General features: G+C 45.4%; 16 protein-coding genes. 9 read left to right on the forward strand and 7 right to left on the reverse strand.

The window, feature by feature from the left end; genetic code table 11:
* Position 1: 1 nt before the first annotated feature.
* The 3 genes from DR864_RS24585 to DR864_RS24595 are packed head-to-tail and all read right to left on the reverse strand — an operon-like array spanning position 2 to position 2241.
* Complete coding sequence (locus tag DR864_RS24585; RefSeq protein ID WP_114069445.1) at positions 2-871, reverse strand: DUF4097 family beta strand repeat-containing protein; 870 nt, start codon at positions 869-871, stop codon at positions 2-4.
* A gap of 25 nt (positions 872-896) precedes the next feature.
* Positions 897-1718, reverse strand: a complete 822-nt coding sequence (locus tag DR864_RS24590; protein WP_114069446.1) for a HEAT repeat domain-containing protein — start codon at positions 1716-1718, stop codon at positions 897-899.
* On the reverse strand, positions 1693-2241 hold the full coding sequence (locus tag DR864_RS24595) for an RNA polymerase sigma factor (RefSeq protein ID WP_114069447.1): 549 nt from the start codon (positions 2239-2241) through the stop codon (positions 1693-1695). Before DR864_RS24595 ends, DR864_RS24590 begins: the two co-directional genes overlap by 26 nt.
* Before the next feature lie 227 nt (positions 2242-2468).
* Between DR864_RS24595 and DR864_RS29945 the strand changes: the two genes are divergently transcribed.
* The 3 genes from DR864_RS29945 to DR864_RS24605 all read left to right on the forward strand — a co-directional run bounded on the left by DR864_RS29945 (position 2469) and on the right by DR864_RS24605 (position 4982).
* Positions 2469-2639, forward strand: coding sequence for a hypothetical protein (locus DR864_RS29945; protein ID WP_162793477.1), 171 nt, complete (start codon positions 2469-2471; stop codon positions 2637-2639).
* Positions 2640-2792: 153 nt separating this feature from the next.
* Positions 2793-4316: a PQQ-dependent sugar dehydrogenase gene (locus tag DR864_RS24600; protein ID WP_114069448.1), complete on the forward strand. Its 1524-nt coding sequence runs from the start codon at positions 2793-2795 to the stop codon at positions 4314-4316.
* An 18-nt stretch (positions 4317-4334) separates the two neighbouring features.
* On the forward strand, positions 4335-4982 hold the full coding sequence (locus DR864_RS24605) for a class I SAM-dependent methyltransferase (RefSeq protein ID WP_114069449.1): 648 nt from the start codon (positions 4335-4337) through the stop codon (positions 4980-4982).
* 2 nt (positions 4983-4984) lie between these two features.
* Here the strand turns inward: DR864_RS24605 and menD are convergent, their stop codons facing one another.
* Both menD and DR864_RS24615 read right to left on the reverse strand, forming a co-directional pair.
* Complete coding sequence (menD, locus tag DR864_RS24610) at positions 4985-6709, reverse strand: 2-succinyl-5-enolpyruvyl-6-hydroxy-3-cyclohexene-1-carboxylic-acid synthase (protein WP_114069450.1); 1725 nt, start codon at positions 6707-6709, stop codon at positions 4985-4987.
* A 116-nt stretch (positions 6710-6825) separates the two neighbouring features.
* Positions 6826-7284: an Lrp/AsnC family transcriptional regulator gene (locus DR864_RS24615; RefSeq protein WP_114069451.1), complete on the reverse strand. Its 459-nt coding sequence runs from the start codon at positions 7282-7284 to the stop codon at positions 6826-6828.
* Between the two features lie 240 nt (positions 7285-7524).
* On the opposite strand from DR864_RS24615, the gene ald reads away from it, so the two are divergent.
* Complete coding sequence (gene ald / locus DR864_RS24620) at positions 7525-8655, forward strand: alanine dehydrogenase (protein ID WP_114069452.1); 1131 nt, start codon at positions 7525-7527, stop codon at positions 8653-8655.
* 512 nt (positions 8656-9167) lie between these two features.
* On the opposite strand, the gene DR864_RS24625 is transcribed toward ald, so the two are convergent.
* Both DR864_RS24625 and DR864_RS24630 read right to left on the reverse strand, forming a co-directional pair.
* The gene (locus tag DR864_RS24625; RefSeq protein ID WP_114069453.1) at positions 9168-10967 is read right to left on the reverse strand and encodes an acyl-CoA dehydrogenase; all 1800 of its coding nucleotides are present in this window, start codon (positions 10965-10967) and stop codon (positions 9168-9170) included.
* Positions 10968-11021: 54 nt separating this feature from the next.
* A complete protein-coding gene (locus DR864_RS24630; protein WP_114069454.1) occupies positions 11022-12734 on the reverse strand; it encodes an AMP-binding protein in 1713 nt (570 codons plus the stop codon).
* A gap of 199 nt (positions 12735-12933) precedes the next feature.
* Here DR864_RS24630 and DR864_RS24635 point away from each other — a divergent pair, with 199 nt between their 5' ends.
* From DR864_RS24635 to DR864_RS24655, 5 genes are all read left to right on the forward strand, one after another.
* Positions 12934-13485 (forward strand): RNA polymerase sigma factor, encoded by a 552-nt coding sequence (locus tag DR864_RS24635; RefSeq protein ID WP_114070466.1) that lies wholly within the window; start codon positions 12934-12936, stop codon positions 13483-13485.
* A gap of 46 nt (positions 13486-13531) precedes the next feature.
* Complete coding sequence (locus DR864_RS24640) at positions 13532-13873, forward strand: hypothetical protein (RefSeq protein WP_114069455.1); 342 nt, start codon at positions 13532-13534, stop codon at positions 13871-13873.
* A gap of 232 nt (positions 13874-14105) precedes the next feature.
* Entirely contained in the window at positions 14106-14360 is a 255-nt protein-coding gene (locus tag DR864_RS24645) for a hypothetical protein (RefSeq protein ID WP_114069456.1), read from the forward strand.
* A gap of 26 nt (positions 14361-14386) precedes the next feature.
* A complete protein-coding gene (locus DR864_RS24650) occupies positions 14387-14599 on the forward strand; it encodes a hypothetical protein (RefSeq protein ID WP_114069457.1) in 213 nt (70 codons plus the stop codon).
* 11 nt (positions 14600-14610) lie between these two features.
* The gene (locus DR864_RS24655; RefSeq protein ID WP_114069458.1) at positions 14611-15027 is read left to right on the forward strand and encodes an Hsp20/alpha crystallin family protein; all 417 of its coding nucleotides are present in this window, start codon (positions 14611-14613) and stop codon (positions 15025-15027) included.
* Positions 15028-15039 lie beyond the last annotated feature (12 nt).

The raw sequence follows: 15039 nt of genomic DNA on the forward strand, positions 1-15039 counted from the left end.
ATTAGGATTGCTTTTTAATGTATATGTTTCCGTTAAATGTTTCAAATCTGAAGGTTTTGCCTCCGTTGCCGATTCGGATGGAGGTCTCGGTGTTGAGTTTGTAGGTAGTGCTTTTGTCGCCTTTGGATTCTTGGTTTTTGATGACTTTGACGGGAAGAGATTCAACATCTGGAAAGTCAGTGTAGAATTCTCCTCTGAAACTCTTGAATTCGCAATCAGCCGAAAGATTGGCGGGGTAGCTGATTTTGATGTCGCCGTTGAGGGTTTTGTAATCCGATTTTCCAGGAGGAATAGCGGTGTAATTGGCTTCTACATTCCCGTTAACGGTTCGTACTTCGGTGGCACCTTTGACGTTGATAAGCGCAATGGCTCCGTTTACGTTGTACACATGCAGTGTTCCTGTCACATCCTTGACCGATAAATCGCCGCCGTTGACGGTCGAAACGTGCAGATTCATGGCAAATGGCACTTTGACCGTGAAATCTAAATCGTATTTGTACTCAATATGGCGGTTGTCATTTCGGCCTTTCCAGTTGCGATTGGGGCGTGAATCGTAAGGTTCAAGAATGTAGACAATGACGCTGTCTTCATTTTGCTCAAACATCAGCTTGAATTCTTCTTTGCCTTGATCCAGTATTTCTTTGGTTTTACCCGAAATCGTTTTTGCCACTTCCACTACGACTTTATCACCCGCGTAGCCTTCCACATTGATGGAACCATTGATGTTATAAATGGCGAGCGTACTGCTTGCGGCATTTTTTTTGAGCGCATATTCTTTGACGATTTGCTCTTTGAATTCCTGCGTTTGGGCGGGTGCTTGGGTACAAGATAGCACCACTCCCGCTAAAAAGGGGATAAGGGAATGTTTCATAGCTATTAAAATGGATGATTGGTTTCTAAGATAAATCTTTGATGGTCTGCTGAATTTTGGTTTTGACAAGGTCGTTCAAATCGTCGCGACGCAGCATTTGCCGAAACGCTTTAATAGAGCGTTTTTCTTGTAATTTCACCATTACATCGGCCAAGGCCACTTGTACCAATGGTGATTCCTGTTGCGACAGCGAAAGCACCAAGCCTTCCCGCACCTGCGGGTCGTGGGCCAGTTCGGCCAAAGCTTCCAACGTTACCAAACGCACATTGATGTTGGGGTCGTTGTTGAGGGTCGTAAACAGGGCTTTCAGAACTTTATCGTCCACTTCGTTGATTTCCTTGGTATAACTCACGGCTTTGAGGCGCTCGGTTGCCGAAGGGTTATCAATCATTGAAAGCATCATCATTTGTCGCATTTCCTGTACTTCGGCGGTGAGCGCCTCCATTTTTACTTCCTGCGGCCGGTGGAGCCAATAACCCGCAAATAGCCCTATACTCAGCAAAAACGCGCTGTAAGCCACACGAAGAGCCAGCTGGGGCGTCCATAATTGTTGGAGTTTTTGGGCAAAATACTGCCAAGAATTGCGGCTTTTTCGAGCTTCAGTTTCTTTAAAAGTATCCAGCATCGCATAAAACCCTTCGCGCATGGCTCCGCTCGGTTCGGGCGTGGCGGATACTTTTCCCAACAGTTTCCACAATTGCCGGTCGGCTTCAAATTCTTGCTCGCAATCAGCACACTCGGCCAAATGTTGCTCTATTTCTTTTTGTTCGGTTGCTGAGAGTTGGTGATTTAGCCAGCCCGTTAGCCGTTCTTTTGCGTGTTCACAGTTCATGAGCTTTGCTTCCATTTTCAATCTTTAAGAATTTTTTTTTTAACTCCCCCAAGGCCCGGTGGACGCGCACCTTTACGGCGCCTTCGGTGGTATGCAAGATGGCGGCAATTTCTTCGTATTTTAATTCCTGAAACCGACTCAGTACCAATACTTCACGGTGTTCGGGGCTTAATTTGCCAAGTGCCGCGTGGAGTGCATCCAGTTCTTGCTGTTTTTCAAGCTGTTCATCGGCCGAGATTCCCCCGCCCAATTGATCGGTCAGGTCGGCGATGTCGAAAGGATGTCCTCCCCAACGCTCGGTTTGCCGAAACGAATCATTCAGGATATTGCGCGCCAAATGATACATCCACGTTCTGAATTCACCCTCGCCGTTGAACGTATGACGGTATTTCAACATTCTATAAAACACATTTTGGACTAAGTCTTCGCAAGCGTGGGCTTGTCCCGTCATGTGGTACAAAAAAGCAAACAACGGACGATGGTAGCGCTCAAAGAGCAGGCCCATCTTGTCGATGTCTCCAGCTTTGACCCGGAGCATAAGTGCGTTATCCGTTAGAGCGTTCAAGCGTTTAGAGAATGGTTTATCAGGTGATTTGTACGTGGTAACTTCGGGTTTGGAAGAAGGTTACAGTGATTTGGAAAAAATGTTTCAATGTTTTTTGCCAAAGAAAAAATGGTTAATGAAATGTACCTAAAATCAGGGTTACAAAAAAAGTTGCGTTTTTTTTGTAATGTTTTTCTGGCTCAATCGTCTATGCTCTTGAAATGGATTTAAAAGCCTTTACACAACTGGTGCTTCCCACGCAAGGACGACTTTTTAGGTTGGCCAAGAATCCGATTGTGGGCTATTTGTTGGAAGGAACCGTCAACGGCGGCGGGCCAGATTTGCGGCTGGAATCCATCAGCAACAATGTATATGTTCGCAGAAAGGATTAATGTTTCAATGGATTTCTAATAAGTTGATTTTTAGAGCTATAGTCATTGATTTGATTAAAAGGCAGGAATGAAGCAGAAGCTTGAATTTACTTTGATACCCCAAAAACTTTACGGCTGTTAAAATCGTATCTTAGGGTAAAAAAACTCAGGCGTATGAAAACGATTTACATCTTCTTGATTCCTGTCTTTTTTGTGTTGAATGGATTTGGACAAACACCGCCTTCCGTCACGCCCACAAGTGCTTTTATTAATTATGGTTCCAACGTTACCCTAACCGCTACGGGCTGTGCAGGAACGGTTAATTGGTCTACTGGACAAACAGGTGCGTCGATTTCCGTTTCTCCCAAACAAAGTGCCCGCTTTACGGCCACCTGCACGAGCGGAATGCAGACGAGTGGCGCCTCCAACAGTGTGCTTGTGCAGGTGGGGTTGACCACTTCCCCTTGCAACAGCAATGTGACGGTTTCCTCCAATCTCTCAAATATAGGATACCGTTACGAATCAAGTAATTATATCAGTGGTACGGGTGACATTGAAGCTAACGCAAGTGTACAATTCAAGGCGCAGAACTACGTACAGTTAAACCCTGGATTTGAAACAAAGTCGGGGAGTGTTTTTAAAGCATTTACGGGCAAATGTACCGAATTACAGACGAGAGAAGTGCTGACTGGACGACAAATACCGTGGGAAATACTCTGGGGCCCCGATGACTTTATTTGGATGACTGAAAGAGACGGTAAAATCAGTCGAGTGAATCCGCAAACGAGCGCCGTTCAAACCTTGATTACCATTTCAGATGTTTTTTCTAACGGAGAAGGTGGTTTATTGGGTATGGTGTTGCATCCTGATTTTGCTAATAATCCCTACGTGTATGTTTCGTACAACTACAGTATTGACAATACCGTTTCGGGAATGCGGGTAAAAGTAGTGCGTTTTACCTACAACAGCGGCATTGCTACCTTGGGCAGTCCGTTGATATTGGTACAGAATATTTTAGGCAATTCCACCCACGACGGCAGCCGACTGGTCATTACCCCCGAATTGAAATTATTCGTCACCACGGGTGATGCGCAAGACCTTAGTGCGCCTCAGAATGATACGAACCTCAATGGTAAAATTCTGCGAATGAACTTAGATGGCTCCGTTCCCGCCGATAACCCCATTGCGGGTAGTTTGGTATGGAGTAAAGGACACCGAAATCCGCAGGGATTGGTCTATGCCAATGGGAAATTATACTGCTCATCGCACGGGGCGGGGATTGAAGACGAAATAAACCTCATACAACAGTCGGGCAATTATGGCTGGCCCAACGTGGAAGGTTTTTGTAATACCCCTTCTGAAATCACATTTTGTAACGCCAACTCTGTGATCGAACCCATTTTCTCCTCTGGAACGGGTGGAACTTGGGCATTTTGCGGGTTGGACTATTATAACAATGACGCCTATCCGCGCTGGAAAGGCCATTTGTTGTTGGTTTCTCTGAAAAACCAAACGTTGTACAGTCTCAAAGTAAGTGCCGACGGCAACACCGTTGAAGGCCCAGCCAATCTGTATTTGGTAAATCAGTTCGGCCGCCTACGCGACATTGCCATTGCGCCAAATGGGAAAGTGTATCTTTGTACCAGCAACGGCGGTAATGCAGATAAAATAATTGAGATAACGCCGATTGTGGAGTAAGAATCGCCAACGCAGCAAATGCCTTCCGACTACATCCCCGCCCTAAAATACCATTTTCTGACACCCATCTACGATTGGTTTATCTGGCTGACCATGCCCGAGATAGAGGTCAAAAAGCGGTTGATTCAACAGGCAGCTATAAAGACAGGGCAAGCTATTTTGGACTTTGGCTGCGGAACCGCTACCCTAACGCTTTTGATGGAAGAGTTACATCCTGACTGCACAATTGTTGGATTGGATGTTGATCCTCAGATACTTATTATTGCGAATGAAAAGGTAAAATTGAAAAATTCATCAATTCAATTAAAAGAATTTGACGGCAAAACGCTTCCTTTTGCTGATGCTTCCTTTGATAAAGTGCTGTCTTCTTGGGTGTTTCATCATTTGACCACGGACCAAAAACATCATGCTTTTCGTGAGATACGGCGTGTGCTTAAGCCTAACGGCGAACTGCACATTGCCGATTGGGGCAAGGCAGAAAACGGTTTGATGCGGTTTTTGTTTTTTGTGGTACAAGTGATTGATAATTTCTACACCACCAATGATAATGTAAAAGGCAAAATCCCTCAATTACTGGCCATTGAGGGATTTGAAAATGTAGAAATAAAAGGGAGTCAGTCCACGCTGTTTGGGACTTTATCTTATTTGAAAGGCATTAATCGCTGACCCTAAGTAGTTCTCATGCGTCGATATGCTTCAAAAACCTCCCCATTGAGCACTGGGTCAGTAAAAACCTCCAGCAATTTGGCTTGCCCGTTTGGCGCAATGAATTCATGCCAAACAGTGCTGAAATCTTCGCCTTCTTTTAAGGAATAATAACCCAATCCAGCATCTTCGGCGGTGTGGTGGGCGGTGGTAGAGTGTCGCGTTTCGAAATACTGCTCCAATTCAGGCTGTGCCGATGGGCCGTCGATGAGCCGGAAGATATTCCCACCTGCGTTGTTGAACAACACTACGCGCAGATTTTGGGGAATGTGCGGGTGCCATAAAGCGTTGCGGTCGTAGAAAAAAGCCACGTCGCCCGTGATGATAAAAACGGGTTTGTCGGTCATCAATGCGGCCCCCAACGCCGTACTTGTGCAGCCATCAATGCCACTCGTGCCGCGGTTGGCAAACACCTCGGCGGGGCGCGAAAGCCCAATTAGGTTGGCATAACGCACTGGCATACTGTTGGCAAGGTGCAGTACGCTGTTTTCGGGTAAGTTTTCCAAGATAGTGCTTACCAACGCAAATTCATTCCAACGAGTTTCTTGCCGTAAAAATTGGTGTACGCTTCGTTTTCCCTGTCGGTCGGCTTGCAGCCATGCTTCCCGAAAGGCCCCTCGTCCGTCGTCATCCGAATCATTTTGAACAAACTGCTGATAATCTAGGTCTTCCAATAATTTTTGAAAAAAATACAACGGCTCTACCGGAATTTGCGTGGTAAGCGTTTGAAACGTATCAATAAGCTGTTCGGTCGTTTTAACGTGCCAATGCTGGGCAGGGGAGTGGTTGCGGAGAAAAAGTTTAAAGTTTTTAGAAATGAACGAATCGCCGACCGTAATCAACAAATCGGGCTGGAGAGTCGTTAACAATTCTTCATTTTTGCCGCGTAGAAATACGTCGTGTTGCCGTACAAATGCTTCATTAACAGGGATATTTGAGATAATATCCCCCAACACGGGCACCCCCATTTCTTCACTAAATTCTTTCAAAACCGACCAAAGTGCCGATGCCGGCGGCAATTGCCCTACAGCGATGAGCACGCGGTTGGCATTCTCAAATTCGTTTTGTAATTGGTGCCAAGTATCGGTGCTCAGGGTTGGTTCAGTAGCAAGTCGCTCGACCAATTTTACGTGACGGTCGTACGTTATTTTTTCGTCTGCTACGGGATAAAACGGCTCCCGAATGGGTACGTTGATATGCACTGGGCCTTTGGGGACCGTTTGTGATAAATTAATTGCTTCATTTAAGACGCGTTCTATGTACCAATTGGCATCTGGATGCGTATAGTCGGAGGGTAAGTCAAACGATTTTTTGACGTGTTTACCGTACAGCTCGTTCTGATAAATCGTCTGGCCGTCTTGCTGATGAATCCATTCTTTGGGGCGGTCGGCGGTGAAAACCAATAGCGGAATTTCCTGAAAATACGCCTCCACCACAGCGGGGGCTAAGTTGTAAGCGGCACTGCCCGAAGTGCAAACGAGCGCCACGGTTTGGTGACTGTATTGGGCCATGCCCAAACCCACAAATCCCGCTACGCGCTCATCGGGGATGACTTTTGTTTTTATACCACGATGCCGGGCAAAGGCCAAGGTGAGGGCCGCACTCCGTGAACCGGGCGAGATAACCACGTTTTTGACGCCTTTGCGGGCGCACATCTCGGCAATATTGTTGATCGGTTGAAGAAGCATATTTTTGTTAGAAGTGAGGAATGAGAAGCGAGAAGTCAGGAGAGAAGAAAGCAGTGTGTACTACTATTCTCGACCCTTGCTACTGACCGCAGCGGCGGCCGCTTCTCACTCCTGATTTATATTGGTAACGACGTTGTACTTTTTACTTCCGACATCACAAAGAAACTGCTTATGTGTGAAATCGCTTTGAGGGTGGCGAGTTTTTCCTGATAAAAATTGTGATAACTCTCCACATCCGTAGCAATGATTTTAATGAGATAATCAAACGTGCCCGACACCACGCAACATTCCACGACTTCGGGCATTTGAAGCATGGCCTCGCTGAATTCTTGAAAATTCTCCCGCTGCTGTTTATCAAGCGTTACGTTACAAAATACCGTAAGCCCTTTACCAAGGCGTTTTTTATTTAAAATTGTCACGTATTTTTCAATGACGCCTTCACGTTCGAGTTTTTTGATGCGGTCGTGGACGGGCGTGATGGATAGATTGATTTCGGCGGCAATCTCCTTAATGGTCAATTGCGCGTTTGTTTGTAACAACTGCAAAATACGGTAGTCGGTTTCGTCTAAGTACATCTGATTCAGTCGTTTTTGGGTGCTACATTTTTCATTTTGACGCTTGTCCGAATTTTTTTCGTTTCGTAACCTTTAAATCAGGGCCAAACAGTAATAAATTATTTTTATTCTTAAAAATAAGAAATATTTTCTTATTTATTATTGAATAACAGGAAATATTTTTCTTTCACGTAATTTTGTATCGTATTCCAGCCAAGACTTAAACGCAATAAATTTCTGAACATTAAGCCTATTACTACTATGATCATCGGCGTACCAAAGGAAATCAAAAACAACGAAAACCGCGTGGCCTTAACGCCCGCAGGAGCAGCAGAATTTCGTAAAAATGGCCACAAAGTATATGTACAAGCTACGGCTGGGCAAGGAAGCGGTTTTGAGGACAGTGAGTACGAAGCCGTAGGTGCCACGATTTTGGGCACGATTGAGGAAGTGTACGCAATTGCAGAAATGATTGTGAAAGTAAAAGAGCCTATTGCATCTGAATATGGCCTTATCAAAGAAAACCAATTGCTGTTTACCTACTTTCACTTTGCCTCATCGGAAGAACTGACGCATGCCATGCTGAAAAGCAACTCGGTGTGCTTGGCGTACGAAACTGTCGAAAAAGTTGACCGTTCGTTGCCTTTATTGGTGCCGATGTCGGAAGTAGCGGGACGTATGGCGATTCAAGAAGGAGCCAAATACCTCGAAAAACCCATGGGTGGACGCGGTATTTTATTGGGCGGTGTTGCGGGAGTTAAACCAGCCAATGTATTAGTACTTGGCGGTGGTATCGTAGGTGCGCAATCGGCCAAAATGGCGGCTGGATTGGGTGCTAACGTAACTATTGTTGACATTAATTTGAACCGTCTGCGTTATTTGGAAGATATTCTTCCTGCCAATGTGGACACGGTGATGTCAAACGAATATAATATCCGTGATTTGGTAAAAAGTGCTGATTTGATTGTAGGAGCCGTATTAATTCCTGGCGCCAAAGCACCTCACTTGGTGACGCGCGATATGTTAAAATTGATGAAAAAAGGAACGGTATTGGTGGACGTAGCCGTAGACCAAGGTGGATGTATCGAAACCTGCAAGCCTACGACCCACGAAGATCCGATTTATGAGATAGATGGAATTGTGCATTACTGCGTTGCCAACATGCCAGGAGCCGTGCCTTACACCTCGACCTTGGCGTTGACCAATGCCACTCTGCCTTACGCCATTCAATTGGCCAATAAAGGATGGCAAAAAGCATGTACTCTGAACGAAGATTTGAAGAAAGGCTTAAATGTTGTAAACGGTAAAGTGGTCTATAAGGCCGTTGCTGACGCTTTTGGTCTTAAATTTACCTCTGTTGAAGAAGTATTAGAGGAAGAATTGGTGGGTTAATTTTATTAATTGAGATTGATGTAGGAATGACCAGGCTATACCGCTTGGTCATTTTTTTTATGTCTCTTATTAAAAATAGATAATCCCTAAAAATGAAAAAATAAAGTAGAATATTTTGTTTTTTTATTTTTTCGACATCAATAATACTAATTTTATCAAAAAAAAGTTATATTATTAAAAGCACTGAATGAAAATTATTAATGCTATACTTTTATTCCAGAAAGGTAACAGATTGAGGCTTAAATATTTATTTTATAAGAATTTATAAAAAAAAGAATAGCATTTCGACGAAAATGCTAACTTTGCGTACTTGTTAAAGAGTTAAGAAATTGTTAATTCCCTCTAAAAAGAGATACAAAATATACCCAGAATAGAAAAACCAAAATAATATGACTTTTATGTCTAATTAAGTTTTTCTAAAAAGAGTTTTTCATAACGTTGAGTAAAGTCAAAAAGCCGAGCGGACATTCTGCACGGCTTTTTTAATTTTATTCGGGTTCTAGTATTGAAGATTAAAACCAGTCGGGCTGCATTTCAACCGTCCCCTTGGTATGACTTGTTAGACGCACTGCCAGAGAGGAAGTTTTGACTAGCTCATAATCAAAAAAGTAATTTGCGGTGGCTAGTTTTCCTTGGTAAAAATTGCGATTTTCTTCCGAATTAGCTGTAATTAGTCCCTTCTGAGCCTGAATGGCTTGTTTTAACCACTGCCAAGCAATCGTCACGATTCCAAAAAAATCTAAGTAAAGGGTGGCGTCGGCCAGAAATAATTCCTTATCCTGTTTGGAAAGATTCAGGAGCCAGGTTGTAACGGTTTGAACACGCTCCAAAGCCGCTTCCAATCTTGTCGCTAAATCAAGTAACTGCGGATTTGCGGACTGTTTGGCCTGTGTTATCGTTTCCTGTATTTCCTCCGTCAGATATTGCAATCCCTTGCCTCCGTGGAGGGTTAATTTTCGGCCCAATAAATCCAAGCCGTGGATGCCCGTTGTGCCTTCGTGGATGGGATGGATGCGTGCTTCACGGTAATATTGTTCTACGGGAAAGTCGGTGGTGTAGCCCGCGCCGCCTAAAATCTGCACTGCCGCACTCGTGGTCTGGCAACACATTTCTGAAGGGTACGATTTGGCAACAGGCGTTAACAAATCAAGCAACAGCTCCGCACGCTCTTTGGTGTCTTCTTCGCTTACGTGGGCCAAATCGGCCCATAATCCGCATTGCAGTAACAGAGAAAGCGCACCTTCTACCACCGATTTTTGAAACAGCAGCATTCGTTTTACATCCGCGTGGTGAACGATGAGAGTTTGGGGTTGGGTTGGGTCTTTGGCGGTGATGGGGCGGCCCTGCGGGCGTTCTTTGGCGTAAGCCAACGATGCATAATACGCGGCAGTACCGATAGCGGTGGCGTTCATGCCCACGCCCACGCGGGCTTCATTCATCATTTGAAACATGTAATTGAGCCCTTTGTGCGGTTCCCCCACCAGATAGCCCAAGCAAGTTTCGTCTGAGCCAAACATCAGGTGAGCAATGGGCGCTCCCTTGTAGCCCATTTTGTGATAAACGCCAGCGGTAGTTACCCCGTTAAGGGTAAGTCCATTTTCGGTAATTCGTTTTTTTGGAACCACAAACAAAGAAATCCCTTTGGTGCCAGCAGGCCCACCTTTGATTTTAGCCAATAAAAGATGTACGATGTTTTCGCAGGCGTCGTGGTCACCGCAGGAAATAAAGATTTTTTGACCGGTGATTTTATATACACCTTCTTCGTTGGTAGGCTCAGCAGCAGTGCTGATGTCGGAAAGGGAGCTGCCCGCGTTGGGCTCGGTGAGCGCCATAGTGCCCTGCCAACGTCCGCTGTACATGAGCGGCGTATATTGTTCAATAAGTTCTTTAGAACCAAAGCTGCGAATCAAATTGGCCGCTCCCGTGGTCAGAAAAGGATACACACTGGCCGAATAATTGGCGGCCTGAAAAATAAATGCGGCGGCGTTTTGAACCGTAACGGGTAGCTGCTGCCCACCTTCATCATAGCTGAACGTGGCATTGATCCAGCCATCTTCGCCAAAACGTTTGGTAATCGCTTTCATTCCTTCGTGTACACGAATAGTCCCGTCCATCAATTGTGGCTCTTTGCGGTCCATCTCGGTCAGGAGGGGGTGGAGCATCTTGTTGGCAATCTGCTCGGCCGCGTCCAAAACCATGTCAAAAGATTGTCGGTCATGGTCCTGAAAATAGTCGTAACTCGTGAGTTGCTCAACCTTGAGTAGTTCGTATAAATTGAAATGAAGGTCGCGTTTGGAGAAGAATGAAGGCATTTTTGTTGACATTAAAAACAAACGTCGAGCCGCCGATGAGGCGGCTCGACTGTCTTATTTTACGGATTCATCGCGTAAGGCGCGGCGGAGGATTTTGCCCACGTTGGTTTTGGGGAGTTCTTGTCTGAATTCAATGTGTTTGGGGCATTTGTAAGCGGTCAGATTCTGGCGGCAAAATGCCATAATTTGCTCTTTGGTAAGGCTTTCATCTTTTTTGACCACGAATATTTTAACGGCTTCGCTGGTTTTTTCGTCGGGAACACCCACGCAGGCTACTTCCAATACCCCTGGGCACTGAGCCACCACATCTTCTATTTCGTTGGGATACACATTAAAACCCGAAACCAATACCATGTCTTTCTTTCGGTCAACGATTTTGAAATAACCGTCGGAATCCATAATGCCGACATCGCCCGTCTTGAACCACTGACGGCCATCGATGGGGTCGGTAAACATCACCTTGGCAGTTTCGTCAGGACGGTTGTAGTACCCGGGCATTACCTGTGGGCCAAAGGCGCAGATTTCTCCCGATTCACCTACATCAGCCCAGGTGTCGTCTTCTCTCAAAATTCGCATTTCGGTGCTTGGGAAAGGGATGCCGATGGTGCCGATGCGGTTCAGCTTGGGGTCGAGTGGATTGGCCGACAATACGGGAGAGGTCTCGGAAAGACCGTAGCCTTCGGTCGGTAGATTGCCAGTTAGTTTATACCAACGCTCGGCCACTACCTTTTGGAGAGCCATTCCGCCTGCTGAAGTAACTTTCAATTGACTGAAATCAATCTCGCCAAATTTCGGGTGGTTCATCAGCCCATTATAAAGGGTATTGAGTCCCGTAAAAACCGTCACTTGGTATTTTTTTAGCTCTTTAATAAAGGCCTCCATATCGCGTGGATTGGTAATGAGGAGGTTCATGCCGCCGTTTTTGAGGGCAGAAAGGGCATTACAAGTCAAGGCATAGACGTGATACAAAGGCAACGCGGCCACAAGAACATTAGGCTGCCCTTCGGGAATCGTATCGAGCAAGGGCCCCAGATAGATGCAGTTGGCTTCTACGTTGGATATGATATTACGGTGGGTTAGCATGGCCCCTTTCGAAACGCCCGTTGTGCCGCCTGTGTACTGAATAAATGCCAAATCCAACTGATTTACGGCAGGTTTTGTGTACGACATAGAAGCGCCCTGCTCCACGGCATCCATAAATGAAACCGCCTTAGGAAGGTGGTACGCAGGAACCATTTTTTTGACGTTCTTAACCACAAAATTAACAATCTGCTTTTTGGGGAAGCCCAGCATATCGCCAATTTGGGTCACAAACACGTGCTGAATTTGGGTGGTAGGAAGGACTGTTTCGAGTTTATCGGCAAAGTTGGCCAAAATAACAATGGCCTTGGCGCCCGAATCTTTGAATTGATGCTCCATCTCGCGGGGCGTGTAGAGCGGGTTGGTGTTGACAATGGTAAGCCCCGCCCGCAATGCCCCAAACATCGCTACGGGATATTGAAGAACGTTAGGCATTTGAATGGCAATTCTGTCGCCTTTTTTTAGTCCGACCTCTTGCAAATAGGCGGCAAAATCATTCGACATTTTATCAAGTTGTGCGTAGCTAATTTGCTTGCCCATGCAAGCATACGCAGGTTTGGAAGCATATTTGGTAAAGCCCTCTTCCATCATCTCCAAAAGGGATGGATAAACCTCAGGAATAACTTCGTAAGCCATTCCCGGCGGATAGAATTTAAGCCAAGGAAAAGAATCAATCGTAACTGTCATAGGAATTTAGGTTGATGTTTAGAAAAAATTGTACACTACAAAGATAATAACGTAGAACAACACCCTAAGATTTCAACAAGGTTTTCGTAAATAAATATTCAGGGGACTAGTTTGTAGGGAGTATCAAAAAAAATATTTGGTTCAAATAAAGTAATTTTTGCCGTGATACGTCTACCTTGAAAAGCATTTATTCTTGACTTTGGCATCACAAAAATCCAATATCGTACAAACCATCAAAAAGTACAGCAAGCAATTGTTCGGCTTTATTCGGCAGCGCGTGAGCAGCGACGAAGATGCCGAGGATATTTTGCAGGATGTATGGTATCAGTTGAGCAGTCAACCAGAAGTAGAAGCCATTGAGCAAGTCGGAAGTTGGTTGTATCGGGTGGCCCGAAACCGTATTGTTGACGGCTACCGTAAGCAGCGACCCGAACGGCTGGAAGACTACGGCTACGAAGACGATGAGGGTGAAATCTATTTTAAAGATTTGTTACTCGCCGACGATGGTACGCCCGAAACGGAATATTTGCGGGAAATCTTTTGGCAACAATTGTTTGACGCCCTCGACGAACTGCCCGAAAATCAACGGCAGGTGTTTATTTGGAACGAGTTGGAGGACGAAACCTTTCAGCAGATTGCGGACCGTACGGGCGAAAACATCAAAACATTGATTTCTCGTAAACGCTATGCCGTTCAGCACCTGCGCCAACGTCTCGAAAGCCTGTATCAGGATTTGACGGATGGCGGATAAATGTTTTGAATCTAAATGATGAATTTGATTGATAACTAGTAAGAATATGAACAGACCACGTAACTACAGACCTCGCTTTTGGCTATTTCCCTTTTTTGCAGCGGTAGCGGCTCTGGCATTGGGAGGGGTTGTAAAATGGCTTTGGAATGCTATTTTGCCGCCTTTGCTGGGGGTAGGAATGATTTCTTTTTGGCAGGCGGTGGGGCTGCTTGTTTTGTGCCGCATTTTATTCGGGAATTTTGGACGCGGCCCCATGGGAGGAAATCACCGGTGGAACCAGGAGAATCGTTTTCAGGGAGGAGGCGCGTGGCGAGAAAAATGGCGGAACATGACTGACGAAGAACGCGCCAAATTGAAAGAAGAATGGCGCAAACGATGCCAAAAGTAGGGGCGGGGCTTGCCTCCGCCCAAAATGAGCCAACGGAAAAGCTGAAAAATAATAAATGTTAAATGTAAAAGTAGCGCCGCCCGCGTGGTCCCGTCTGCCTCTGTCTGGGCCAATTCAAAAAAAATCAAAAATTTCTCCACATTCTTTAAAGTAATTTTTGATTTCATTCGTCATCCTTCTTGTACAGCAACTTGTACGCTTTTAAACGAATTATAATAAACCAATTACAGCTATGTTAACACAAGTTTCGAGAGTGATTATTGCGGGTCTTTTGGGTGGACTGTTCTTATTTATCCTTCCCTTTTTATTGTTGAAGGCCTTTTTGTTTTTCCTTTTTGCGGGGTTGCTTTTCCGTTTATTTGCCGGGCGTCGCCGCCGTTATTGGAAACAATACCAAACCCATTTCGCGCCCTATGAAGACGTAACGGCGCAGTACCGAAAAGAAGGTTTGAAAGACGAGTTTCAACGCCCGACCATCAAAATCTAAACATCCCCTAAAATTACGGAACCAACATGAACCGAAGAACCAAATGGGTCTTGGGCGTGACAGTCGCGCTCATTACCGCCGCAAGTTTGCGCATTACCGTCGGGCATTATCATCCTTGGCGAGGCCATCGTCATCATGCTGAAGGCCATCAAAAATGCGAAAGCCGTTGGCATAAACACGGTCACCAAGGCCCTGAAAAGCCTCAGGCCGAACCTCAAAAAAAATCAGTAATCAACTAAATAACAACAATATGCATCACCAAGGAAGATGTGGCCATGGGCATCCTGGAATGGGATACGGCCACTCAGGGAAGCGATTTGGCCGACCGTTTGGAGGCGGCGCTTTTCGTGTCCCCGTCAATGTGCTGAAAACTGACAGCAGCTATGAAATTTTCGTCATTGCGCCCGACCGCGCCAAGGATGATTTCAAAATCAGTCTGAAAGGCAATGAGTTGACTGTTTCGTATCAAGCAAAAGAAGAAACCGACCAAAACAAAAACTGGATTCGGACCGAATTTAAAAAAGCGTCGTTTGAGCGTAGTTTCTTTGTCGACGAAACGATTGATTCGGCCGCGATTAAAGCGGAATATCATAACGGAATTTTGCAAGTAACCCTCCCGATTATTCCGGGCTCAGAACAACCCACGCAGGAGATTTTTGTGGCGTAGTCAGTTTAATCA

Source organism: Runella rosea (assembly GCF_003325355.1).
GTDB lineage: Bacteria > Bacteroidota > Bacteroidia > Cytophagales > Spirosomataceae > Runella > Runella rosea.